Source organism: Alcaligenes pakistanensis (genome assembly GCF_014652815.1).
GTDB lineage: Bacteria > Pseudomonadota > Gammaproteobacteria > Burkholderiales > Burkholderiaceae_B > Alcaligenes > Alcaligenes pakistanensis.
Map to the genome: position 1 here is coordinate 345,098 of NZ_BMZN01000002.1, position 23,723 is coordinate 368,820.

The following is a 23,723-nucleotide window of genomic DNA, read 5'->3' on the forward strand; positions in this document are numbered from 1 at the left end:
TGGTGGTACGATTGTTTCTATCGATACTTGGAGTATTGAATGAGCCGTTATACCGAAATTAGAAGCTTTGCGCTGGTCGCTGAAAAAGGCAGTTTTGCGGCTGCTTCCGTGGTCGAAGGTGTCACCCCCGTCGTTATGGGTCGCCGCCTGGATGCGTTGGAGCAGCGTCTGGGTGTGCGTTTGATGCACCGGTCCACGCGCGGGCTGACCCTGACTGATCTGGGTGAGCAGTTTCTGGAGCAGTGCAAACAAATTCTGAAGGACTTTGAGGAGGCGGAAGCCAGTATCAGCGCACAGCGTAAAGTGGTGCGTGGGCACTTGGTGGTTTCTGCTCCGGCAGCCTTCGGCCGTCGTCATGTGGCCCCGCACGCCCTGGCCTTCAAGAAGCGTTACCCCGAATTGAAGCTGTCCTTTAACTTCACGGACAGTGTGGTCGATCTGGTGCGCGAAGGCTATGACATGGCCTTGCGTATTGGCGAGGTGACCGACCCCAACTATGTGGCGGTACGCCTGTACCCGAACCGACGTGTAGTCTGTGGCACGCCAGAGTATTTTGAGCGTCATGGTGTGCCACGTGTGCCCGAGGATCTGGCTCGTCACAATTGCTTGGCCTTCAATCTGCAAGGTGGGCAGCAGCGTGGCTGGACCTTCCTGCGTGATGGTCGTCCTTTGGCGGTGCGGGTGGATGGTGATCTGGATTGCAACGATGGTGAATTGCTCTTCAACTGGGTAAAGCAAGGTTGGGGCATAGGCTGGCGTTCCACCTGGGAGATTCAGCCTGAACTCAAGCGCGGTGAGCTGGTGACGGTGCTGAACGAGTTTGAAATTCCCAGCTATGACATTCAGGCGGTGTACCAGCAGCAGCGCTATTTGCCTGCAAAAGTACGACGCTTTATTGACTATTTGCGAGCCATCTACAACACGCCCGGCTACTGGGATGGTGAGGTGCAGTTCTAGTAGTCCAAAAAAAACCGCTTCTCGAAGCGGTTTTTTTTTGGCATGGCATTTAGAAGTGCCATTCCACCTGCACAGTAGGTGCGCTGGTTTTGATACCGGGTTTCACGCGGCCATCCGCCATGTAGCGATTGCCGAATTTGTTGTACCAGTACTCGTAGCCAATCCCCACCCACAGGGTGTTCTTCTTGTCGAAGGCTACTTTACCAACGTCCGCCATCAAGGAGGTGCGTACCAGCACTTCAGACTTGGTGCTGATGCCGGCGTAGTCGTCACCCTTGGGGCCCGCGTAGTTGGCAAAGCCCTGGAACTTCAGAGGGACTGAGCCCACATCGAAGGGCAGGTTCCAGTTCAGGCTGGCCAGGAACTGGGTGTGAAAGGAGCTGCGGCTATTCGGACACGCTGGGGCGCCCAGACCGCAATGGTTCCATTCCTTACCCACCATCAAGCTCAGGTCCACAAAGCCTCGGGGTACATCGAATTTGAAGGTCGGGCCCAGCACCAGCAGGCGTTTACGCGGGGCAAAGGCGGTGTTCTTGGTATTCAGGTCAAAACCCGCGGTAACGGCCACATCCTTGATCGGGCCAAAGCTGATGTCTTTGTCAAAGACCTTGCCCATGGAGAGCTGATGGCGGTAGGTCGCGTAGAACTCGGTGGCGCCATTGCTGCCGTTGCCATTGGAGGGGTCGTAGCGGTCAGACTGCAGAATATCCAGGTTGAAGAAGTTCTGCCCCAGGCTGTAGCCGTTAACGTGCGTCAGGCTCAGGATGTGCTTCTGGATCGTCCGATCATTCATGGGCTCGGTGTATTGCGTGCTGAAACGATAGCCTAGAAAGGTGTCGCTCCAGTCTGCCGCCAGGGCCGGGGTGGACAGGATAGGGGCAGCCAGCAGGGCACATGCCCAGCGTGCAGGGTGTAGGTGTTTCATAGTGTCTCCTCTTTGTTTGAGCGCAAACAGGTCCTTGGGATCTGATGTCCCTTATGGCCTGCGGCTTTGGTTTTCTTTGTGTGGGTGTTACTGGCCTTACTTAGATTAATTATGGACAGTCGATACTTTTACATGGGTACTGCAGAAATTTGAATCGCCGCCCTGTTTCAAGCTCGGGCGGCGATTCAAAAAGGGGGACTTAGCCGTTTTGCGAGGCTAGTTGAGTGCTGTTTTCTTCAGCTGCTTTTTCAGCGTTGGCCTGTTTACGGGCCTGAGTGGCAGCGGACGATTCAACGGTATGGCCTTGATCGGCGTATTTTTCAATACCGTTGAAAAACAGGTTCAACACGATGGCCGACACGGCAGCTAGCAAAATTCCGCTATGCAGCAAGGGAGCCAGGGCAGGAGGCATCTTGTCCAGCAGGTGCTCGGCAACCAGAGGGATCATGCCAAAACCCAGGCTGATCGCCACGATGTAGGGGTTGTAAGGGTTACGGTTCAGGTTGGCAGACATCAGGATCTTGATGCCAGTGGCACCCACCATGCCAAACATAACAATGCCAGCGCCGCCCAATACGTAGTTAGGAATGGAGGCGACAACAAAAGCCATCTTGGGAAATAGACCCAGCATGATCAGGAATGCACCGCCCATCACACATACCCAGCGACTGCGTACACCGGTCACGCTGACCAGGCCTACGTTTTGCGAGAAAGAGCTGTGTGGGAAGGTGTTCATGATGCCACCCACTAGGGTGCCCAGGCCGTCGGTGCGCAGACCACGGACCAGTGCTTCGCGGTCGGTGGGGCGTCCACAAATGGAACCCAGTGCCAGGAACATGCCCAGGGATTCGACCATGATGACCACCATGATCAGGGACAGCACGGCAGCCGCGCCCAGCAAGGCCCAGCTAAAGGTGGGTACGCCAAAGTGAAATGGTGTCACGATGGCAAACCAGCTGGTTTGGTCAAGACCTTCAAAACTGATGCGACCCATGGCCAGGGAGACGAAGAAACCCGCCAGCAAACCAATCAGCACGGCCACGTTCGCCAGAAAACCGCGGGCAAACTTGGTAATCAGCAGGATAACGGTCAGGACCATCAGAGCAATGCCCAGGTTTTCCAGTGAACCGTAATCCGGGTTGGGCATGGACATGCCGGTAACAGGATCCGTAATCGTGGGAGCGCCACCGCCAATCCAGTTCAGGCCTACCCGCATTAAAGTCACACCAATAACGGTGATGATGATGCCGGTGACGACCGGGGGGAACAGACCCATCAGGCGACTGAATACCGGGGCAATCAGAATACTGAAGATACCGGCCAGAATCGTGGCACCGAAAATACCGGGCAGGCCCAGTTGGGGGTCCAGGCCGATAGCGACCATAGGGCTGACGGCGGCAAACGACACACCCATCATCACGGGCAGTTTGATGCCGAAGATACCGGCGCCACGCGCCTGAATGATGGTGATCAGGCCACAGCACAGCAAGTCGGCATTGATCAGGAATGCAATCTGCTCTTTGGTCAGGCCCAAGGCTTCGCCAATGATCAGGGGGACAGCAACTGCGCCCGCGTACATCACCATGACGTGCTGCAAACCAAGGGTTGCCAGGCGTCCCGTTGGTAGGCGTTCGTCTACACCGTCACAATCAGCTGGTGTGGACACTTCTGGGTTGGCGGACATCAGGGTCTCCTTATTAATACGTTATGCGCAGCCGATGCCTGGGCCGCGTAAGCATAAAGTTATCGGATGGGCCGTATCACTGGAAGGCAGTACGACTTGATAAGTAGAATACGGAAAAGCGTATGGCAGGCCGCGCCTCACGGGGCGGAAGGATATAAGCCCGGTAGATAGGGGCTGTGTTCATGCTGGCCTCTAGCAGATTCCTGCTTTTTTCATGGGTTTTAAGGCGCTAGGGGTATTGCCCACCTAGTCTGTTACAAAAATCTATGTTAACCAGCTCAGAATGCCCTTATGAACCTAGGTTTTGAGTCGATCTAAGTTAATGAAAGATATAAAAAAAGCGGCCTGTTGGCCGCTTTTTTGAGGGGTCTGGTTTACTTGTCCGACCACAGGACACCAGCGGTGGCCCAGTTTTCGCGTTTGACGTCGGTAAAGACGATATCGACGGCATCAGGCGTACAGCCAAGCACGCGACAGGCTTCTTTGGTCAGGGCCTGAGCGAGTTCACGTTTGATTTCCACGGGACGGCCGTCGAATAGTTGTACGTTAATAGAAGGCATAAAAGCTCCGTAGGGGTGGCAAAGGGGCTAGCTGCAAAAATCCGGCTCGCTCTGGTAAAGCTTGCGCAGCAAGGCTGGCCATTCTAACAAGCCCTCTGGTTCGTCCCCAGGTAAAAGCTGGCGGTGTGTCAAATCCAGCACATCGGTAGGCGGCAGGTGCAGCTCCTTGCTGGCCGCCATGGCCGAGAGCTGAATGCGGCAGGCGCGCTCCAGCGCATCCATCAAGACATAGGCTTCCGCAACGGTCCGGCCACAGGTCAGCGCGCCGTGATTGCGTAAGAGCAGGGCGGGATAGGACGCTAATTGCTTAAGCAGAGTTGCTTGTTCTTCTGCCGGGAAGGCCAGTCCTGCGTAGTCGTGATAGCCAATATCCTGCCAAAAACGCATGGCGTGTTGTGACAGGGGCAGCAGTCCACAGGATAAGGCCGAGACCGCAATGGAGGCGTCAGTGTGTAAGTGGATGACACAGTGGGCATCGTCACGGGCACGGTGTACGGCCCCATGAATGGCAAAACCGCTGGGATTGGCACGATGACCGGTGCCGTCGACGACCTTTCCCTGGGTATCAATCAGCAGCAGATTGGAGGCGCAGATTTCATCAAAGCGCAGGCCGAAGGGATTGATCAGGAAAATGTCATCGTGGCCGGGCAGGCGCAGGGAGATATGCGTGTAGATAATATCGTCCCAGCCTTGACGGGCCGCCAGCCGGTAAGCAGCGGCCAGATTGACACGGGCGCGCCAATGCTCGGGATCAATATTTGTCGGACGATGAGCGTAAATAGCCTCTATGTCCGGCGTGATAGGACAGGACTGGCTCACGCTGTTGTGGTTTCCAGTTCAGCAATGATGGCTTTTTCTTCCAGCTGAATGACGTCGCAGTTGTCTCCGGGACCTTTACGGTCGATCACGATGAAGTCTGCCACTTGGTTTAGAGCCATCAAGGGGTGGTGCCAAACGCCAGTTGCGTAGTTCACGCCCTGGTCGCCACGGGCCAGGAACAGGCGCAGCTCTGCGGCTTTGGGTGTTGGGCCCGCAGGCGCCACGATCACCAGGTAAGGCTGGCCGGACTGGGGAATGAAGGCCTGGCTACCCTTGGGGTGGCGTTCCATCATTTCCACGGTAAAAGGCAAGCTGCGCGGCTGGCCACGGAAAATGGACACAATCGCCTGGCCGTCCTGACCGGGCTCGATCTTGGCCAGGTCGTGATAGCGCTCGGTGTTGCCTTCGTTGATGGTGAAGTGCTGAACGGTGTCGGAGGCTTCGATTACATCGCCAAAAGGTGCGAAGGCTTCGGCTGTCAGGGTTTCCAGTTTCAAGGTGATAGTCATGGCAGGTCCTTGTTAGGCAGACCGGCGTGGGGCTGAAAGCAGCCGCACCACGTGCAGTCAGAAGAAACAATAGGGTAGCGTGCCTGTGGGCCGGCGCTACCCCGCGAAAAGCATGAATCAAGCGGTTTGATCCAGCATGCAACAGAATTAGCCCAGCAGCGCATCCAGACGGAAGCGGGCAATTTTGCCAATTTCGGTCAGGCAGGCTTGAAACTCGGTGTCAGCACTGTTGTTCAGGCGTGCTTCCACTGTATCCATGATTTGGTAACGGCTCAAACCTTTAACGGCAATCACGAAGGGAAAACCAAAGCGTTCGCGGTACTGAGCGTTCAGACCACGCAAACGGGCCAGTTCTTCGGTCGAACATTGGTCCAGGCCCGCACCACGTTGCTCACCGGTAGAGGCGCTGGTCAGTGTGCCTTGCTCGGCTTCTTTGCCAGCCAGCTCCGGGTGAGCACAGATCAGGTTCTTTTGTTCGTCATGCGATGCTTCTTTAACGACTTGCACCATGCAGGCATGCAACTGATCCACACTTTCAAACGGACGCTGGTTCCAGCTACGCTCGGGCACCCAGGGCGAGTGTTCAAAAATACCTTCGAGCTTGTCGACGAACTGGCTTTGATCCAGGCTGGAGAGTTCGGTCAGGGCCTGTGTGGTGGTGAGGGTTTGAGTGGTCATGTGTCAGTCCGATTATCTAAGCGTAAATAGAGCGAGCCGAAGCGGCTTCAGGCGGTTGCCTCAAGGCCATTTTTCAAGGGTAGTGAGAGGGCGTTTACAAGGGCTGTTTGATTTATGTAAACCCTTATAAGCTGCCGCCTGTGGGCTATGATTTTCTTATATGGGACCAGTTTAAGTTTTCTGTTTATAAATAAAATAGAATTAGGCGTATAAATGATATATGCCATCTCATATTGTGCATGTGTGTCATTATCATGCTGGAAAAAAGCATAAGAAGGAGAGAATAAGATGGCCGCCCGACGTGGGGATAACCCGCTTGATACCTATCTTCTGAGGGTATTTTGCTTACTCGTTACCGAGCGTAGTGTCTCGCGTACCGCGTTCAAAATGAACCAGTCGCAGCCTGCCATCAGTGCGGCCTTACGACGTTTGCGTGACATTATTGGCGATCCTTTGCTGGTTCGGGAAAAAGGCGGTATGGTGCCAACCGAACGGGCCATTGGACTGTTGGCTCACGCGAAAGGAGCCTTGGCAGAGATCGACTGTATGGTTAATGCACCAGACAGTTTTGATCCCCAGGTCAGCCGTAGCGAGTTCCATATTGGTGCGCCAGATTATCTGGCGCCTGTTTTTATTGGCGGTGTCGTCGAGCGCATGCGTCGTGAAGCGCCGGGCGCCCGTCTGAACCTGCACTCGCTGGACGCCAGTTTTGATTTTGAGCGTTCTTTGGCTGAGGGGGATCTGGATATGGTGATCGGCAACTGGCCCGAGCCCCCGGATCGCATGCATTTATCGGTGCTGCTGGAAGATCAGATTGTTTGTCTGGTTGCCGCCACGCATCCGCTGGCCCGTAAAGGTCTGACCATGGACGATTATGTGCGGGCCCGCCATGTGGTGCCCATGCCTTATTCGATCAATCAGCGCGGGGTTATTGACGCGACCTTGTCGGCTTTGCGTATCCAGCGTGACGAGAGCGTAGCGGTGCAGTCTTTTTCTGCCGCACCTTATTTGCTACAGAATACAGACCTGATTTTCACTACTTCGCGTCACTTTGCCGAGTTTTACTGCCGTTTATTGCCTCTGGCGATTTTGGAAGCTCCGCTGGAGTTTCCGCCTATGCGCTTTTACCAGCTTTGGCATGAACGTAACCGGCATTCGCCCAGCCATCGCTGGTTACGGCGACTTTTGACTGAGTGCGGCAATCAATTGGCCTCCACTGAACCTTTGGCACAGCCCGATTCCTGAGCCTCAATCCCGCAAAATACTTGCTTTCGGGCTCGCGCTCGGGCAAATTAGCGAGCTACTCCTGCCGACATGGAAGTGATACGGAACTTGACGAAAATTGTTGCATTTAATGCGACTGGTCACGGGCACAAGCCGGAAGGCAGGTTGATAATAAGTAGTTCCTAACCTTGCAGGTGTTTCGCGGTGTCTTTACCTCAGATGGGGGAATCCTTTACCTGGTTGTATATCTGTGTCGTGGCTTTTATGGTCGGCGGGCTTATTGTGGCCTCCGAACGTTGGCACGGCCGCTTAACCGGGGATAGCGATCTCAGTAAACCCCAAGCGTCCCATTCCCGTCCCACGCCTCGTGTTGGTGGCCTGGCGGTTGTCGCGGGCAGTTTGGCGGGCTTGTTGGTGCTGGGACCCAGCAATATGACGCTGACCTGGTTGTGGCCGGTGTTGTTTCTGGCGGCGATGCCCGTTTTTGTGGCTGGTCTGGTCGAGGACATCACTAAGGATGTGGGATCACTGAAACGCTTGCTGGCCGCCTTTCTGTCGGCGGCTATTGCCTGGTGGCTATTGGGCGGCGTGTCGCGAGTTGGTGTGACCTGGGCAGACTGGATCCTGGGTTTCTGGCCTATTTCGCTGCTCTTTACCATGATTGCCGTGGGTGGCTGTACCCATGCTCTCAATATTATTGACGGTATGAATGGCCTGGCGGGCATGATTGCCACTTTGATGTCCTTGTCGTTGGCCCTGGTGGCCTTGCAGGTGCAGGACATCCCGATTTTCCTGATTGCGGCCTCACTGGCGTCGGCCACCCTGGGTTTTCTGGTCTGGAACTTTCCCTTCGGGAGGGTCTTCCTGGGGGATGGCGGGGCGTATTTTCTGGGCTTTATGCTGGCCGAACTGGCCGTGCAGTTGGTGGTGCGTAACCCCAGTGTCTCGCCGTTTTACGCTTTGGCCGTTCTGTTCTACCCTGTTTTTGAAACCCTGTTTTCGATCTGGCGTCGTCGTTTCAAACGCGGTGTGCCCGTGGATCAACCGGACGCGCTGCACCTGCACCAGCTTGTGTTCCGTCGTTTGGTGCGCTCTACGTTCAGCCGTGACAGTGGCGGGGCCTTGCCCGCGTTTTGCAATGCCATGACCTCGCCCTACCTGTGGGTGCTGGCTTTGATCGGTTTGGTTCCAGCCACGATCTGGTGGGACAATACCTGGATTCTGTGTGCCAGCATGCTGGTCTTCTCACTGGTTTATATCTGGCTGTATTCCCGTCTGGTGTCGTGGCGTCGCCCCTCCTGGTTATTGCTGCCCTCGGTACGGCGGCGAGTCGATCGGGACTGATACTGTCCGATGTTCAAGATTATTCCTTGCGCATTGCGCTAACTGGAGAATGAAGTTGCAACTTGAGAATGTAAAACTGGCCATTGTCGGCTTGGGATATGTCGGTTTGCCTTTGGCAGTGGAATTTGGCAAAAAGCGTTCCGTAGTCGGTTTTGACATTAATGCGCGTCGTGTCGCCGAACTCAAGGAAGGTGTGGATCGCACCCTGGAAGTCGAGAGCGCAGAGTTGGCCGAGGCCAGCGGCTTGAGCTATTCCTGCGAGGCCGATGAACTGGCTCAGGCCAACGTGTTCATTGTGACGGTGCCCACGCCTATTGATGAATTCAAACAGCCCGACCTGACCCCGCTGGTGCGTGCCTCTGAAACCATTGGTAAGGTGCTCAAGCGCGGCGATATCGTGATTTACGAATCCACGGTCTACCCTGGCGCGACCGAAGAAGTGTGTGTGCCTGTATTGGAACAAGTATCGGGACTGCGCTTTAACGAAGATTTCTACGCGGGCTACAGCCCCGAGCGCATCAATCCGGGTGATAAAGAGCACCGCGTCTCCACCATCAAGAAAGTGACGTCGGGCTCGACCCCAGAGGTCGCTGAGCTGGTGGACTCGCTGTACCGCGAAATTATTGTAGTGGGCACCTTCAAAGCCAGTTCCATCCGTGTGGCTGAAGCCGCCAAAGTTATTGAAAATACCCAGCGCGATGTGAACATTGCTCTGATCAATGAATTGGCTCTGATTTTCAATCGTCTGGGTATTGATACCCTGGACGTGCTGGAAGCGGCGGGCACCAAGTGGAACTTCCTGCCTTTCCGCCCTGGTCTGGTGGGTGGTCACTGTATCGGCGTGGACCCCTATTACCTGACCCACAAGGCCCAGGCTATTGGCTACCACCCCGAAATCATTCTGGCGGGCCGTCGACTGAACGACTCTATGGGTGGTTATGTAGCCTCCCAACTGGTCAAAGCCATGACCAAGCGCCGCATTCAGGTTCAAGGTGCGCGTGTGCTGCTGCTGGGGCTGGCCTTTAAAGAGAACTGCCCGGATTTGCGTAATACCCGTATCGTGGACATCGTGCATGAACTGAAACAGTACGATGTACATGTGGACGTTTACGATCCTTGGGTTGATCCTAAAGAAGCTGAGCACGAATACGGTATTACACCGGTCGAGACCCCCAAAGCGGGCGAATACGATGGTGTGATCGTTGCCGTGGCCCACAAGCAGTTCAAGGAACTGGGTGTGGAGGGCGTGCGCCAATGGGGCAAGCCCGAGCATGTGCTCTACGACTTGAAGTATGTGTTTGATCGCGAACAGTCCGATCTGCGCCTTTAATTTTGGAAAGCATTATGAGCTCTGCATTTGAGCAGGCGAGCCAGCAACTGCGTAATCAGCCTAAAACATGGCTGGTTAGCGGTTGTGCCGGCTTTATCGGTTCCAACCTGCTAGAAGCACTGCTGACGCTGGACCAGCAGGTGGTGGGTTTGGATAACTTTGCAACTGGCCATCAGTACAATTTGGACGAAGTACGCGACCAGGTTGGGGCTGAACGTTGGGCGCGTTTCCGCTTCATCGAAGGGGATATCCGCAGTCTGGAAACCTGTCGTGAGGCCGTCAAGGGTGTGGACTATGTCCTGCATCAGGCGGCTTTGGGCTCGGTGCCCCGTTCCTTGAACGATCCGCTGACTTCCAATGAAGTCAACGTGAACGGTGCCTTGAACATGATGGTGGCGGCGCGTGATGAACAGGTCAAAGCCTTTGTGTACGCCGCTTCCAGCTCCACCTATGGCGATCATCCCGGACTGCCCAAAGTGGAGGACACGATTGGCCGTCCACTGTCGCCTTACGCAGTCACCAAATTTGTGAACGAACTCTATGCGGATGTATTCGCTCGTGCCTACAGTTTCTCCAGCGTTGGCCTGCGTTACTTCAATGTATTTGGTAAGCGTCAGGACCCCAACGGTGCGTACGCGGCAGTGATTCCCAAGTGGGTCTCGGCCATGATCCAGAACCAGGATGTACAAATCAATGGGGACGGCCAGACCAGCCGCGATTTCTGCTTTATCGAAAACGTTATTCAAATGAATATTTTGGCCGCTGTGCAGCAAAAACCTGCTGTGGCCGAGGTCTATAACGTGGCGATTAATGCTCGCACCAGTCTGAACGAATTGTTCGAGCATTTGAAGCAGACCTTGAGCAGTAACGGTATTAACTACACCAAGCAGCCCGTCTATGCGGATTTCCGCGCGGGTGATGTGCTGCACTCGCAGGCTGATATCTCCAAGGCCCGCACGCAGCTGGGTTACGAGCCGACTCACACGATCTTGCAGGGCTTGAACACTGCCATGCCCTGGTATGTGGCGTTTCTGAGTTGATTTGGCTCGGCCTGAAAGCACGCCTCTCTAGTCTGCACGACGACCATCGTCGCATCGCCCTTGGGGCGATGCGGGTGGCGTTTTTTCTATTGCTGGGCAAGGCAGCGGGCGCTTTCAAAGAAATGGCCGTGGCGTATCGCTACGGCGTCAGCGATGTGGTCGATGCCTATCAGTTCACGATGGTCATGGCCAACTGGTTGCCCGTTACCATCGTAGGCTCCATGTCGGTGGTGCTGATTCCGGTTCTGGTCCGTCTGCACCGCTTGGAACCGGCGGCTCGCAGCCGTTTCCTGGGGGAACTCAAAGCCTGGTGCATTGTGCTGGGTTGTGTTCTGGGAGTGCTGATCTGGATTAGTTGGCCCTGGGTGTTGGAGTGGACCGGGCAGGGGCTAAGCCCCGCCGTCCACGAAATGAGCCAGGAGCTGTTGTTTGCCTTTGCCCCGGCGGCAGTCCTGACCTTGATGATTGGCCTGAGTGCTGCCCGGTTACGGGCACATGAGCGTCATATCAACACCTTGCTGGAAAGCGTTCCAGCCTTTGTCATCCTGATCTGGGTGCTGGCCGCTGGCGGGAATGCCGGTATTGGTCCCTTGCTGTGGGGCACCTTGCTGGGCATGACAATTCAAGCGGTCTGGCTGATGATTCTGGCCTCGCGGGCCGACCAGATTTGGGCTCGCCCCACGGTCAGCCTGCGTGCCGAACAATGGCCGGATTTGCTCAAGGCAGCCACCATCATGTTGGTCGGGCAGGTCGCCATGAGTTTCGTGGGGCCGATTGACCAATATACGGCGGCCAATCTGGGCGCCAATGCCAACGCCACCCTGGGCTATGCCACTCGTTTGCTGGCTTTGGTGCTGGGCGTGGGAGCGGCCTCGGTAGGCCGTGCCGCCTTGCCTGTGCTGGCCGATATTCAAAGCCGTGGCGATAATGCCCGCGCCCGCTCCATGGCCTTGAAGTGGTCGGTCATGATGGTGCTGGCAGGTGCCGTGGCGGCTGCGATCGGTGTCGTGCTGGCCCCCTGGGGAGTGGCCCTGTTGTTTGAGCGCGGTGCTTTCACTGCCCAGGATACCGCTACCGTCGCCCAGGTCTTTAGCTGGGGGCTGGTGCAGCTGCCCTTTTATTTTGGGGTGCTGATTCTGGTGCAGCTGCTGGCCAGTCAGAACCGTTATAAGTCCATGGCTATCATTGCCGTGATCAATTTTTTGGTGAAAGCCGCCCTGAACCCGGTGCTGGCCGAACACATGGGGCCGTCGGGCATCATGCTGGCTACCAGCCTGATGTACGCGGCTTCTTTCACTTGTTATTTCATCTTGGCCTTAAAACCAGCCAGAGCGATCACGCCTGGTTCGCAGGAATAGGAAAACGTGCACAGTCATTCCGCAGTTCGCCCGCATATCATGTTGCTCATCCACTCTTTGGGTGGGGGCGGGGCAGAACGTGTCGCAGTCGATCTAAGTGCCGCCTGGGTGGCGCGTGGCTATCGAGTGTCCCTGGTGACCCAGGCCGGTCGCGATAAAGATGCCTATACCGTGGCCGATGGCGTAGAGCGTCATGCCTTGGGGACGGCGGGGAGTAGCCGTGGTCGTCTGGATGCCTTGTGGAAAAACTGGCGTCGAGTCAGCCGTGTACGTTCCTTGATACGCAAGACTAAGCCAGATGTGGTTCTGGGCATGATGACGACCTCGTCCGTGCTGGCGATCTCGGCGGCCAAGGGCCTGCCTTGCAAGGTCATTGCTACTGAACATACCCATCCTCCTTCCCAGTCTTTATCTGCTTTCTGGCAAAAAGCCCGTCTGCGCACGTATCCGCAAGCGCATGCTGTTATTGCGCTGACTGCGGGTACGGCAGACTGGTTGCGGGAAAATGTGCCGGGTAGCCAAGTGCAAGTCATCCCCAATGCAGTGCGTTGGCCTATGGATAGCGCCGAGCCTGTTGTGCCGGTACCCGAACTGCCAGAAGGACGTAAGCGTCTGCTGGCTGTGGGACGACTCCACCCAGTTAAAGGTTTTCACACTTTGATTGAGTCCTTTGCCATGTTGTCCAACTATTTCCCAGATTGGGATTTGGTGATTTTGGGTGAAGGCGAGCAGCGCGCAGTGTTGGAAGCGCGGATTGAAGAGTTGGCTCTGCAAGAGCGTGTTCAGCTGCCTGGACGGGTGGGCAATATGGCGGACTGGTACGAACAGTCTGATCTGTATGTGCTCAGCTCGCATATGGAAGGCTTGTCGAATAGCTTGCTGGAAGCGATGGCCAGTGGTTTAAGTGCCGTGGCCTTTGATTGTGACACCGGCCCGCGCGAGATTATTCGCGCCAATATTGACGGCGTCCTGGTGCGCCCAACGGACGACGTCGAAGCCCTGGCCGCCCATTTGTCAGACGTGATGTCCAACGAGGACAAGCGCCGGCGTCTGGCGCGGCGTGCAACGGATGTGCGTGACCGCTTCTCCTCGGCCCGTGTTTTGGCCTTGTGGCAGCAAGTGCTGGAACAGTGCTTGCGTCGGCCTTAAAATGGCGCTTTGCCTATCTGCCCCGGTCGATGAGCCCACGGAGGCCCAGTGAAAATTCTGTTTTTTGTCAGCTCCCTGAATGCAGGTGGCGCTGAGCGAGTCGCCTCCACCCTGGCTAATGCCTGGGGTTTGCGGGGAGATCAGGTCACCTTGGTACCTACCTATGGCGGTGGTGGCAGTGCCTTTTATCCTATCGACTCCAAAGTAGAGCTGGTGTGGCTGGCCCATCGCATGCGCGGTAGCTGGCTGCCTAAGCCGCTGGCCAAGTTGCGTGCCATGCGCAAGCTGGTACGTGAAAAACAGCCCGATGTCATTGTGTCCTTTCTGACCAATGTGAATATCAATGTCTTGCTGGGATTGGGCAATATGGGCGTCCCCATTGTGGTGGGTGAGCGTACTAACCCGGCTTTCAGCAGCAGTGCGGGCAAACTTTTGCAAAGCCTGCGACGCCGCTTGTATCCTAAAGCGCAGGTAGTCACAGTCCAGACCCGCGCCAGTGTGGCAGCTTTTCAGGCCATGGTGCCCGGTATGAAACAGGTCATGGTGGTACCGAACCCTCTGCCGCAAGCGCTGGATGCAGTCCAACGTGAAGTGCGGGTGGAAGAAAACCGCCATTGCACTTTGATGGCAATGGGACGGTTGGTACCGTCTAAACGTTTCGATGTTTTGATTCGTGTGTTTGCCAGCTTGGCGGCTGAGCATCCCGAATGGAAGCTGAAGATCTGGGGTGATGGTCCGCAGCGTGCTCATTTGGTGCAGCAGATTGCCCTATCAGGTACGGGAGACCGTATCGAGTTGGCCGGAAAGACGGCTCAACCCTGGCAGGAGATGGCACGTTCCCACGCCTTTGTCATGACCTCCGAAGTGGAGGGTTTCCCCAATGTGTTGTTGGAAGCCATGGCCATGGGCCTGCCAGCGGTGACGGTTGATTGCCCCAGCGGCCCGCGTGAGATCAGCTCTGATGGCAAAGATGCTTTGCTGGTGCCGGTAGGAGACGAAGGCGCTTTGACCGCTGCCCTGGCCGAACTGATGGGCGATGGCGTGTTTCGGGGTGTATTGGGACGCCGTGCCGCTGCAGCGGTGCGTCAGCGTTATGAACTAGAGCAGGTATTGCTTAACTGGGACCAGGTCTTTCAGGCCGCCCGTGGCGGTATAGAAGAAGGAGCCAAAGCATGAGCGCATTGCAGCCAGCGTCTTTGAATCATGAGACGGATGCCGTGGACGGCAAACCGGAAAAAACAAGTCCGCCGTTGCGGGTCGTGCATATTATTGCGGGGCTGGGGCAGGGCGGTGCAGAAACAGTCTTGTTCCGTTTGGCGACAGCGCCAGGGCAGGAAACCGAACATATTGTGATTTCGTTGGGCGGAGAGGACGTCTTTGGGCCGCAATTGCGTGCTGCAGGTATTCCTTTGTATTGCCTGAACATGCACTCACCCTTGGGCTTTTTGAAAGGCTTGCGCGCCTTGACGCGCGTGCTACGCGAGGTTCAGCCGGACGTTGTGCAGACCTGGATGTATCACTCTGACCTGATTGGTGGCGCTGCTGCGCGTGTGGTTGGTATTCCTGCGGTTTCTTGGGGCATCCGTAATTCCGGGGCCAACCTGTACCAAGGTAGCCCCAAAGCCCGCATGGTGGCCTGGTTGTGTGCCCGCCTGTCGCGCTTTATTCCCAAGCTGATTGTGTCTTGCGCCGAAAATGCCGCCCGACGTCATAAGCAGTGGGGCTATCGTGCAGACATCATGAAGGTGATTCCCAATGGCTATGACTTAAGCCGTTGGCATCCTGATCAGCAAGCTCGCGAAGAAGTGCGCGAGGAGCTGGGCTTGTCGCTGGATACACCGGTCATTGGTAGTGTGGCCCGCTGGAATCCGTTGAAAGATCATCCTAATTTGTTGGCGGCCTTGGCTCGCAGCCTGCATCGTCATCCTGGCCTGCGTTGCCTCTTGATTGGCGACGGCATGGACAGCAGTAACGAGACTTTGATGCGTTTGCTGGATCAGCATCAGCTGCGCGAGAGCGTCATCTTGATGGGACGGCGCAGCGATGTGCCTCGCTTGATGAACGCGTTGGATGTACACGTGCTGTCCAGCTCGGCAGAAGGCTTCCCCAATGTGGTGTGTGAAGCCATGGCGGCGGGCGTGTCCAATGTTGTCACCGACGTGGGTGATGCCGCCTTGATCGTCGGCAATGAAGGTTGGATTGTGCCTCCCAGCAATGCCGAAGCCTTAGCCGGTGCCATTAATAGCGCCGTCGATGAGCTAGGTGCGCCTTCCTGGCAGGCTCGGCACGAGCATGCGCGTGAACGCGTTGCCCGCCTGTTTTCTCTGGAAGGTATGGTCAAAAACTACACGCAGGCTTGGAAAACCTTGACGGCACAGTACCCGCCCAAGCGCAAGCGTAGTCGACAAACCTTGAATGTGCTGACAGATGACTCCGGTAACAAGACGCGCATGCTGATGTTCGTGGTTAATAACCCGGCATTTTTCCTGTCGCATCGCTTGCCTCTGGCTCTGGCCGCAAAAAAAGAGGGCTATGACGTACACGTGGCCACCATGGACGGCCCGGCCGTGTCAGAGATTGAGCGCAACGGCTTGCAGCACCATGCTTTGCCCATGACACGTAGCGGGACGAATCCTTTGCAAGAGCTGCAAACCATCTGGGCGTTGTGGCGGCTGTTTCGCCGTGAACGCCCCGAGCTGGTGCACGCCGTCACCATCAAACCCGTGTTGTATGGCGGTATTGCCGCGCGGCTGGCTGGTGTGCCGGGTTTTCTGGCAGCGGTCTCCGGTTTGGGCTATGTGTTTACCAAGCGCGACAAGTCCGTGGACCCAGTGCGTTGGATTGCTTTGCAGCTTTACCGCATGGCTTTGGGACATTCCAATAGCCGCGTGATTTTTCAAAACAGCAATGATCGCGATGTCTTGCTGGAAGATCGTGTGGTCAAGCGTGATCAGTGCATCCTGATTCGGGGTTCGGGAGTGGACTTGAACGAGTTCCAGGCCCTACCGGAACCTGAAGGCCCGCCTGTGGCCTTGATGGTCTCGCGTCTCTTGGTGGATAAAGGGGTGCGCGAATTTGTGGAAGCGGCTCGTATCAGCGCGGCTCAAGGCAGTCCGGTCAAATGGGTATTGGCAGGTAGCCCAGATCCCGGTAATCCAGCCAGCATCAGCGACCAGGAATGGCAGAGCTGGCAGAAGCAGGGCGTGGTGGAGTGTTTGGGCGAACGCAGCGATATTGCGCAGCTCTACGCCCAAGCACATATTGCCGTGCTGCCTTCTTACCGAGAAGGTTTGCCCAAATCGCTGGTTGAAGCGGCGGCTTGCGGACGGGCGGTTGTCACCACCGATGTGCCCGGCTGCCGGGATGCGATCGAGCCTGGTGTCACGGGTGTATTGGTACCGGTACGCAATGCACAAGCTTTGGCCACGGCAGTGATGGAACTGGGTGAGGATACGGCCCGGCGTCAGACGATGGGTGAGGCAAGCCGTCGCTTAGCGGAAGAAGCCTTTGATATTGAACGTATCAGCGAGGCCCATCTGGATCTGTACCAGTACTTGAGCCGCTAAGTTTTCCCGCTTTGGGCCTAGATTGATCTGTTAAAAAGCATGGGTTGAACTGCCTCTGGAATTTTGGGTTTAAGTCCCATCTAGAGTGAGCAGTTCAGCCCGTTCTTTTTTATACTGCGTTGGCGCCTGGAGCGAGTTTCTGCCTTTTTAAAAAGGCAGAGCGGCATCAGGTTTGAGAGCCAGTAAAGCGGTCCGGAATTCGGCCTGGATACGATCCAGAGCATCCTGGGACTGGGCTTCAAAACGCAGCACAATCACTGGTGTAGTGTTGGAGGCGCGGGCCAAGCCGAAGCCGTCCGAGTACTCCGCACGTACGCCATCAATGGTGTTGAGTTGCTTGGCGCTAGGGAAACGGCCTTCTTTTTGCAAGCGTGCGATCAAAGCATGAGGTTCGCCCTCGGCCAGCGGCAGTTTCAGCTCTGGTGTGGACAGATCTTGGGGCAAGGCTTCCAGTTCCGATGTGGGATCGTTGCCGCGCGAAAGAATCGCCAGCAAACGGGCCCCGGTGTACAGGCCATCATCAAAACCGTACCAGCCTTCCTTGAAGAACACGTGGCCGCTCATCTCGCCAGCCAGGGGAGCGCCGGTTTCAGCCAGTTTGGCCTTGATCAATGAATGGCCGGTTTGCCACATCAAAGGCTGACCACCGGCCTTGGTAATTTCCAGGGCCACGTGGCGGCTGCATTTCACGTCAAAAATAATGGTGGAGCCAGGCTCGCGCTGCAAAATATCGCGTGCGTATAGAATTAACTGGCGATCAGGCCAGATGATCTCTCCGGAACGAGTCACCACACCCAGGCGGTCGGCATCGCCGTCAAAGGCCAAGCCCACTTCACAGTCTGTGTTTTGAACATGGGCGATCAAGTCTTGTAGATTGTGTGGTTCAGCCGGATCGGGGTGATGGTTGGGGAAGCTGCCATCGACATCCTCAAACAGCATGTCCACTTCGCAGCCCAGGGCCTTGAACAGGCGGGCCGCTACGACACCACCCACGCCATTGCCGCAGTCCAGCGCAATTTTCATGGGGCGGGCCAGCTTCACACGTTCAGTGATCGTGGTGACGTACAGATCCAGCACGTCTTTCTTCTGGCCTGTACCCTCTTGGGCCGCTGGTTCAATACCGGCTTGCATACGCTTCATCAAGGCTTGGATATCGTCGCCGTGCAGCGTCTTGCCAGCCATCATCATTTTGAAGCCGTTGTAATTGGACGGATTGTGGCTGCCTGTAATGGCGACGCCCGAGCCGGTTTCCAGCACATTGGCTGCAAAATACACGACGGGAGTGGGAACCATGCCCAAATCGACCGTATTGACTCCACCGGCCTGAATCCCTTTTTGCAATGCTTGAGACAGCGCCGGGCTGCTGTGGCGACCGTCGTAGCCCACTACCAAGGTTTGAACAGCCTGCTCGCGGGCAGAGGCCGCCAGGGCCAGGCCTAATTGATAGGCGAAGTCTGGGTTCAGTTGTTCGGGAACGGTGCCTCGAATATCGTAGGCCTTGAACACAGCGGTCGGTAGGGCAGGGGTTTGGGTCACTGTTGCGTCCTGGGTAGATAAACAAAGAAACCAGTTTAGCGCGAATGCCACTGGCTTTCGTGAGTTACCATTAAGAGCTTTAGCGCGACAGCAAGAGCGCCTGATTGTTTTTCTTGAGTGGCTTGGGTCATGACTTTTCTAAACGAACTTGAACAGCGTATTGGTCAGCAACATGTGCTGACGGGGCAATCCATGCAGCAGTATCTGGAGGATTGGCGCGGACGCTATACCGGTACGGCGGTGGCGGTTGCCCGGCCTGCGAGCACGGAAGAAGTCGCTCTGGTTGTGCGCTTGTGTGCCGAGCATCGGGTGCCTATCGTCCCTCAAGGTGGCAATACGGGCTTGTGCGGGGGCGCGACCCCGGATAACAGTGCCACTGCATTGGTTTTGTCCCTGGAGCGCCTGAACAAGATTCGTAGTGTGGACATTGATAACGACACTATGGTGGTGGAGGCAGGCTGCATTTTGCAAAATGTGCAGCAGGCGGCTAGAGATCACCAGCGTCTGTTTCCCCTGAGTCTGGCAGCAGAAGGCAGCTGCACCATTGGCGGTAATCTGGCGACCAATGCGGGGGGGACGCAAGTTTTGCGTTATGGCAATGCGCGAGATCTGACCCTGGGCCTGGAAGTGGTCACCGCCCAAGGCGAAATCCTGCACGGCTTGCACGGCCTGCGCAAAGACAACACCGGCTACGATCTGCGTAATCTGTTTATTGGCAGTGAGGGCACGCTGGGTATCATCACCGCCGCTACCATCAAGCTGTACCCCCAACCTGTGGCGTCGTGCACTGCTTTGTTGGCGCTGAACACCATTGAAGATGCGGTGCAGGTGTTGGCTTTGGCGCGCCAGGGCTTGGCCGCGTCCTTGACTGGTTTTGAGCTGATCGCCGGTAATTGTCTGCAAGCTGTGCTGCATTGCTATCCTGATCAACGCATGCCTTTCCAAGGCCCGGCAGAAAAGGCGGCTTGGTACGCTTTGCTGGAGCTATCGGATAGCGAAAGCCTGGAACATGCCCGTGAGCGTTTTGAAACCGTGATTGGGCAGGCGCTGGAGCAAGAACTGGTGCAAGACGCGGTGATCGCCGAGACCATCGCGCAGAGCAAGGCACTTTGGCATTTGCGCGAAAGCATTCCACTGGCTGAAAAAGCCTATGGCAAAAGCATCAAGCATGACGTGTCCATCTCGGTGTCCGTGATGTCCCAGTTTGTGCACGAAACGGATAAGGCTCTGCAAGAAGCTTTCCCCGGTCTGGAAAACGTAACCTTCGGGCATTTGGGCGACGGTAATCTGCACTACAACGTGGCACGCGGCACGGCCTTTACAGAAGAAGAGTTGTTAAAGCGCCAGGACGAGATTTACACCTTGGTGCATGACAGCGTGCACCGCTTCCACGGTTCCATCAGTGCGGAGCATGGTGTGGGCCAACTCAAGCGTCAGCTGTTGCCACGCTATAAAGATCCGGTTGCGCTGAGCTTGATGAAGCAAATCAAGACGGCGTTGGACCCCTTGGGCATCATGAACCCCGGTAAAGTTTTGCCTGATTGATTGCCGTTGTTTGGTATTAAGATGTTCTTTCGCCCTTATATCCTGGCTAGCGCTGTCTTATTTATTGTTTTAGGAATCGCCGCGTTTGTGACGATGGGGTCTGCGACGGACCTGTCTCTCAGCGCCTATTTCTACGATCCGCAAGTACAGGATTTTTCCTGGCGCTTGCAGCCCTTTATTGATTTGTTCGGGCGCAGGCTGGTGTGGTTCGTTCCCTTTGGCGGTGCGGTCGTTTGGGCGATTGTGGCTTGGCGGCAGCCCCAAGGCTCTCGCCGCCAATTGGCTTGGGCGGGGGCGGCGTTCTATATGGGCAGCGGCCCTTTGTTAGTCGGTGTGCTCAAACATCTCACTGCCATGCCACGCCCCTTTAATCTGGCCATGTTTGGTGGCGTGGAGTCCATGCCTACTTATTTTTGGGCGCACTCCTGGGCCGAAGCAGGCAATGCCTTGCCCAGCGCGCACGCCGCATCCGGCTTTGTCCTCTTATCACTGTTTTTTGTGGGTGTGCTGATAGGCTGCCGCAAACTTGCGGCCTTGGGCTTTGTGCTGGGTATCAGCGCTGGCCTCGTATTTGGCTTTTTGCGCATCATGCAGGGCTACCATTTTCTTAGCCAGGTGCTGGCTTCAGGCGCTGTGCTGGGGCTGTATGGTTGCGTGCTGTTTTATATATTGTGGTCTTGGGCCAGACGCAAGCAGTTGCCCGTCTAGTGGCTTTCTGAATCTGGAAAAGGGGACTTGAAGTCCCCTTTTTTTGTTTACGAGTCCCACTGCGATAGGCGTTACGTAAAAACACCCCGAAGCCAGATAGAGGTTTCGGGGTGTCGCTGACAGGCAAGCGCATCTTACCAATCAGACCTTTACGGACCTGAGCTTAAAGAACGGCAGGCAACACGCGACCGGCACATTCGCCAAAAGACAGCGTCGGGTAACCTTCCTGACGGCACTGGGCCTTCAAAATGATTTCATCCTGATCTTCCAGGAATTTGCGCTGTTCACCCCAAGGCAGGTCAATGGGGTTTTTACCGCCCTGATTCATTTCCAGCAAAGAGCCTTCCTGTCCTTTGGCCGGGCCGGACAAGGTGCCTGTGCCCAGCAAGTCGCCGGTTTGCAAATTGCAGCCGTTCACACTGTGGTGGGCCACCAGTTGTGCCACGGTCCAATACGCTTCTTTGAAGTTACTGCGCGACAGCAGAGCCGGGTCTTTCTTTTGCTGACGGGACTGTTCGGTGCTCAAGTACACCTCCAGCTCCACGTCCAGAACACCACTGTCCTTGTTAGCCTGATCTTGCAGATAGGGCAAAGGCTGAGGGTCGGATTCAGGACGGCTGAATGGACGACGGAATGGGGCCAGAGCCTCCAGTGTTACCACCCAAGGCGAGATAGTGGAGGCAAAGTTCTTGGCCAGGAAAGGGCCTAAGGGCTGGTATTCCCAGGCCTGTAAGTCACGTGCCGACCAGTCGTTGAAGATGCACAGGCCAAAGACGTGTTCGTTGGCCTCACCGATAGGGATACGGCGACCTGCTTCGTTGCCTGTACCGATCAAAATACCCATTTCCAGCTCGAAATCCAGACGTTCGCAAGGACCGAAGTTGGGTGCTTCCTGACCTTCTGACGGGCGGGTTTGCCCAAGCGGACGGGGGAATTGTTGGCCGGATACGCCAATGCTGGATGCACGGCCGTGGTAGCCAATGGGTACCCATTTGTAGTTGGGCAGCAGCGGGGCATCGGGGCGGAACTGCTTGCCGATGGCGGTGGCGTGATGCACGGAAATGTAGAAGTCGGTGTAGTCGCCAATCTGTGCGGGTAGGGCGTACTCCAGCTTTGTGCGTTCGATCAGCATGGGGCGCAGGCGCGATTCGGCGGACGAGCCTTGGCGCAGGTCGTGCGACAAAGCAACGCGCAAGGCACTCCAGTGATCCTGCCCTAATGCCATCAAGGCATTCAGAGCCGGTTTGACGCAAGCGGCCAAGGCTTCAGCGGCCTTACCTTTCCAGGGGGTATCGCAGGCCAACAGGCCCAGGTCCAGCGCGTAAGGGCCAATGGCTACCATGACGCGGAAGTCTTCCTGATTGTCACGGCGACGGGCCACGGCAAAGGGCAGGTTCTGGATGGGGAAACCGTTATCGGCCTCGTTCGCGCCGTGTACCCAGCTTTGCAGCTTGGGGTCGTGTGTGTCATTCAGATAAATACGGGTCATGCCTTTGCTTCCGTAGAGAAGTGTTTTTCCAATCCGTCCCAGACGGCATCGTAATTGGCCTGCAGGTTACTGCTATGCAAGGCCTGCGGGGAGGGGCGGATGACTTTGCGGGTCTCGAACATAAAGGCCATGGTACCGCGTAGATAATCCGCCTTGCTCAGATCCGCGCTGCTGGCCTTGTCAAAGGTGCTGGCATCGGGGCCATGCGGGCTCATGCAATTGTGCAGGCTGGAGCCGCCGGGCGCAAAGCCGTCGGCCTTGGCATCGTACACACCCTGGATCAGGCCCATGAATTCGCTGGCGAAGTTACGGTGGAACCACGGTGGGCGGAACGTGTTTTCCATGGCTAGAATGCGGGGCGGGAAAATCGCAAAGTCCAGATTGGCGGTACCGGGCGTGTCGGACGGCGAGGTCAGCACGCTGAATATGCAGGGGTCGGGATGATCGTAGCTGATCGAACCGATGACATTGAAGTCGCGCAGATCGTATTTGTAGGGGGCGTGGGTCCCATGCCAGGCCACCACATCCAGTGGGGAGTGGCTCAGTTGCGCAACCCAGAAGCCGCCCGTGAATTTGGTGATCAGCTCATGGGGCTCGCTGATATCTTCGTACCAGGCGACCGGTGTTTTGAAGTCGCGTGCATTGGCCAGACCGTTGGAGCCGATGGGGCCCAGTTCGGGTAAGCGCAGTGGAGCACCAAAGTTTTCCAGCAAGTAACCGCGAGCCGTATCGTCCAGCAATTCCACCTTGAAGCGTACACCGCGGGGCATGACGGCAATCTCGCAAGGCTCAATGTCCATAATGCCCAGTTCACTGACCAGACGCAGGCGGCCGTGGTCGGGAACGAACAGCATTTCAGCATCGGCGTTGTAGAACACGCGCCGTTCCATGGACTGGTTGATGGCGTACAGATGGATAGCAATGCCGCTTTGTGAATCGCTGCTGCCATTGCCCGCCCAGGTATGTACCCCAGTCAAAAAGTCGGTAGGGGTGCTGGGTGGCGTCAGTGGGCTCCAGCGCAAACGGTTGGGGTTGGCTGGACCTTGGCCAAAGTCTTCATTCCAATGAGGCGCCCCTTCAAATGCCGCAAATGCGCCTTGCTTGGCGCTGGGGCGAATGCGATACAGCCAGGATCGACGGTTCTCGGCGCGTGGCGCAGTAAATGCCGTGCCGGACAATTGTTCGGCATACAAGCCATAGGGGCAGCGTTGCGGCGAATTGCGTCCAACAGGCAAGGCACCAGGCAGGGCCTCGGTGGCAAAGGCGTTACCAAAACCAATCTGATAATTCAACGAGCTCATT

At 56.3% G+C, this 23,723-nt stretch carries 20 protein-coding genes and 1 pseudogene; 12 read left to right on the top strand and 9 right to left on the bottom strand.

Annotation, left to right across the window (positions count from 1 at the left end):
* Positions 1-39 precede the first annotated feature (39 nt).
* The gene (locus IE156_RS06525; protein WP_189391728.1) at positions 40-957 is read left to right on the top strand and encodes a LysR family transcriptional regulator; all 918 of its coding nucleotides are present in this window, start codon (positions 40-42) and stop codon (positions 955-957) included.
* Positions 958-1,006: 49 nt separating this feature from the next.
* Here IE156_RS06525 and IE156_RS06530 read toward each other — a convergent pair whose 3' ends face one another.
* From IE156_RS06530 to uraD, 6 genes are all read right to left on the bottom strand, one after another.
* Complete coding sequence (locus IE156_RS06530) at positions 1,007-1,882, bottom strand: hypothetical protein (RefSeq protein WP_189391729.1); 876 nt, start codon at positions 1,880-1,882, stop codon at positions 1,007-1,009.
* A gap of 199 nt (positions 1,883-2,081) precedes the next feature.
* Positions 2,082-3,566, bottom strand: coding sequence for a nucleobase:cation symporter-2 family protein (locus tag IE156_RS06535; RefSeq protein ID WP_189391730.1), 1,485 nt, complete (start codon positions 3,564-3,566; stop codon positions 2,082-2,084).
* 374 nt (positions 3,567-3,940) lie between these two features.
* Positions 3,941-4,126: a 4-oxalocrotonate tautomerase gene (locus IE156_RS06540; RefSeq protein WP_121738061.1), complete on the bottom strand. Its 186-nt coding sequence runs from the start codon at positions 4,124-4,126 to the stop codon at positions 3,941-3,943.
* Positions 4,127-4,153: 27 nt separating this feature from the next.
* The gene (locus tag IE156_RS06545) at positions 4,154-4,945 is read right to left on the bottom strand and encodes a class II aldolase/adducin family protein (RefSeq protein WP_189391731.1); all 792 of its coding nucleotides are present in this window, start codon (positions 4,943-4,945) and stop codon (positions 4,154-4,156) included.
* A complete protein-coding gene (locus tag IE156_RS06550) occupies positions 4,942-5,454 on the bottom strand; it encodes an ureidoglycolate lyase (protein ID WP_189391732.1) in 513 nt (170 codons plus the stop codon). The genes IE156_RS06545 and IE156_RS06550 overlap by 4 nt, the downstream gene beginning before the upstream one ends.
* Before the next feature lie 147 nt (positions 5,455-5,601).
* Positions 5,602-6,132 (bottom strand): 2-oxo-4-hydroxy-4-carboxy-5-ureidoimidazoline decarboxylase, encoded by a 531-nt coding sequence (gene uraD, locus IE156_RS06555; RefSeq protein WP_189391733.1) that lies wholly within the window; start codon positions 6,130-6,132, stop codon positions 5,602-5,604.
* 288 nt (positions 6,133-6,420) lie between these two features.
* Between uraD and IE156_RS06560 the strand changes: the two genes are divergently transcribed.
* The 9 genes and pseudogenes from IE156_RS06560 (at position 6,421) to IE156_RS18530 (ending at position 17,143) form a co-directional block, all read left to right on the top strand.
* Entirely contained in the window at positions 6,421-7,377 is a 957-nt protein-coding gene (locus IE156_RS06560) for a LysR family transcriptional regulator (protein ID WP_189391734.1), read from the top strand.
* A gap of 198 nt (positions 7,378-7,575) precedes the next feature.
* The gene (locus IE156_RS06565) at positions 7,576-8,700 is read left to right on the top strand and encodes an MraY family glycosyltransferase (protein WP_189392233.1); all 1,125 of its coding nucleotides are present in this window, start codon (positions 7,576-7,578) and stop codon (positions 8,698-8,700) included.
* Positions 8,701-8,749: 49 nt separating this feature from the next.
* On the top strand, positions 8,750-10,030 hold the full coding sequence (gene tviB / locus IE156_RS06570; protein ID WP_189391735.1) for a Vi polysaccharide biosynthesis UDP-N-acetylglucosamine C-6 dehydrogenase TviB: 1,281 nt from the start codon (positions 8,750-8,752) through the stop codon (positions 10,028-10,030).
* Between the two features lie 14 nt (positions 10,031-10,044).
* Entirely contained in the window at positions 10,045-11,070 is a 1,026-nt protein-coding gene (locus IE156_RS06575; RefSeq protein WP_189391736.1) for an SDR family oxidoreductase, read from the top strand.
* On the top strand, positions 11,067-12,428 hold the full coding sequence (gene murJ / locus IE156_RS06580; RefSeq protein WP_189391737.1) for a murein biosynthesis integral membrane protein MurJ: 1,362 nt from the start codon (positions 11,067-11,069) through the stop codon (positions 12,426-12,428). The genes IE156_RS06575 and murJ overlap by 4 nt, the downstream gene beginning before the upstream one ends.
* 39 nt (positions 12,429-12,467) lie before the next feature.
* Positions 12,468-13,577, top strand: coding sequence for a glycosyltransferase family 4 protein (locus IE156_RS06585; RefSeq protein WP_189392234.1), 1,110 nt, complete (start codon positions 12,468-12,470; stop codon positions 13,575-13,577).
* Between the two features lie 48 nt (positions 13,578-13,625).
* Entirely contained in the window at positions 13,626-14,753 is a 1,128-nt protein-coding gene (locus IE156_RS06590) for a glycosyltransferase family 4 protein (protein WP_189391738.1), read from the top strand.
* A pseudogene (locus tag IE156_RS18525) lies at positions 14,750-15,820 on the top strand (glycosyltransferase family 4 protein); the annotation flags it as partial. The gene IE156_RS06590 and the pseudogene IE156_RS18525, both read left to right, overlap by 4 nt.
* Before the next feature lie 207 nt (positions 15,821-16,027).
* The gene (locus IE156_RS18530) at positions 16,028-17,143 is read left to right on the top strand and encodes a glycosyltransferase family 4 protein (protein WP_308430473.1); all 1,116 of its coding nucleotides are present in this window, start codon (positions 16,028-16,030) and stop codon (positions 17,141-17,143) included.
* A gap of 147 nt (positions 17,144-17,290) precedes the next feature.
* On the opposite strand, the gene IE156_RS06600 is transcribed toward IE156_RS18530, so the two are convergent.
* Positions 17,291-18,679, bottom strand: a complete 1,389-nt coding sequence (locus IE156_RS06600; protein WP_189391740.1) for a phosphomannomutase/phosphoglucomutase — start codon at positions 18,677-18,679, stop codon at positions 17,291-17,293.
* Positions 18,680-18,808: 129 nt separating this feature from the next.
* Here IE156_RS06600 and IE156_RS06605 point away from each other — a divergent pair, with 129 nt between their 5' ends.
* Complete coding sequence (locus tag IE156_RS06605; RefSeq protein ID WP_189391741.1) at positions 18,809-20,224, top strand: FAD-binding oxidoreductase; 1,416 nt, start codon at positions 18,809-18,811, stop codon at positions 20,222-20,224.
* A 21-nt stretch (positions 20,225-20,245) separates the two neighbouring features.
* The gene (locus IE156_RS06610) at positions 20,246-20,932 is read left to right on the top strand and encodes a phosphatase PAP2 family protein (RefSeq protein WP_189391742.1); all 687 of its coding nucleotides are present in this window, start codon (positions 20,246-20,248) and stop codon (positions 20,930-20,932) included.
* Between the two features lie 163 nt (positions 20,933-21,095).
* Here the strand turns inward: IE156_RS06610 and fahA are convergent, their stop codons facing one another.
* Positions 21,096-22,421, bottom strand: coding sequence for a fumarylacetoacetase (gene fahA, locus IE156_RS06615; protein ID WP_189391743.1), 1,326 nt, complete (start codon positions 22,419-22,421; stop codon positions 21,096-21,098).
* Positions 22,418-23,722, bottom strand: coding sequence for a homogentisate 1,2-dioxygenase (gene hmgA / locus IE156_RS06620; protein ID WP_189391744.1), 1,305 nt, complete (start codon positions 23,720-23,722; stop codon positions 22,418-22,420). The genes fahA and hmgA overlap by 4 nt, the downstream gene beginning before the upstream one ends.
* Position 23,723 lies beyond the last annotated feature (1 nt).

Coding starts and splice junctions, on each gene's coding strand:
- IE156_RS06550 (WP_189391732.1), bottom strand. CDS start 5,454: ATGACTATCACCTTGAAACTGGAAACCCTGACAGCCGAAGCCTTCGCA.
- IE156_RS06610 (WP_189391742.1), top strand. CDS start 20,246: ATGTTCTTTCGCCCTTATATCCTGGCTAGCGCTGTCTTATTTATTGTT.
- IE156_RS06530 (WP_189391729.1), bottom strand. CDS start 1,882: ATGAAACACCTACACCCTGCACGCTGGGCATGTGCCCTGCTGGCTGCC.
- tviB (WP_189391735.1), top strand. CDS start 8,750: ATGAAGTTGCAACTTGAGAATGTAAAACTGGCCATTGTCGGCTTGGGA.
- fahA (WP_189391743.1), bottom strand. CDS start 22,421: ATGACCCGTATTTATCTGAATGACACACACGACCCCAAGCTGCAAAGC.
- IE156_RS18530 (WP_308430473.1), top strand. CDS start 16,028: ATGCTGATGTTCGTGGTTAATAACCCGGCATTTTTCCTGTCGCATCGC.
- IE156_RS06535 (WP_189391730.1), bottom strand. CDS start 3,566: ATGTCCGCCAACCCAGAAGTGTCCACACCAGCTGATTGTGACGGTGTA.
- hmgA (WP_189391744.1), bottom strand. CDS start 23,722: ATGAGCTCGTTGAATTATCAGATTGGTTTTGGTAACGCCTTTGCCACC.
- IE156_RS06585 (WP_189392234.1), top strand. CDS start 12,468: ATGTTGCTCATCCACTCTTTGGGTGGGGGCGGGGCAGAACGTGTCGCA.
- IE156_RS06565 (WP_189392233.1), top strand. CDS start 7,576: ATGGGGGAATCCTTTACCTGGTTGTATATCTGTGTCGTGGCTTTTATG.
- IE156_RS06525 (WP_189391728.1), top strand. CDS start 40: ATGAGCCGTTATACCGAAATTAGAAGCTTTGCGCTGGTCGCTGAAAAA.
- uraD (WP_189391733.1), bottom strand. CDS start 6,132: ATGACCACTCAAACCCTCACCACCACACAGGCCCTGACCGAACTCTCC.
- IE156_RS06575 (WP_189391736.1), top strand. CDS start 10,045: ATGAGCTCTGCATTTGAGCAGGCGAGCCAGCAACTGCGTAATCAGCCT.
- IE156_RS06560 (WP_189391734.1), top strand. CDS start 6,421: ATGGCCGCCCGACGTGGGGATAACCCGCTTGATACCTATCTTCTGAGG.
- IE156_RS06605 (WP_189391741.1), top strand. CDS start 18,809: ATGACTTTTCTAAACGAACTTGAACAGCGTATTGGTCAGCAACATGTG.
- IE156_RS06540 (WP_121738061.1), bottom strand. CDS start 4,126: ATGCCTTCTATTAACGTACAACTATTCGACGGCCGTCCCGTGGAAATC.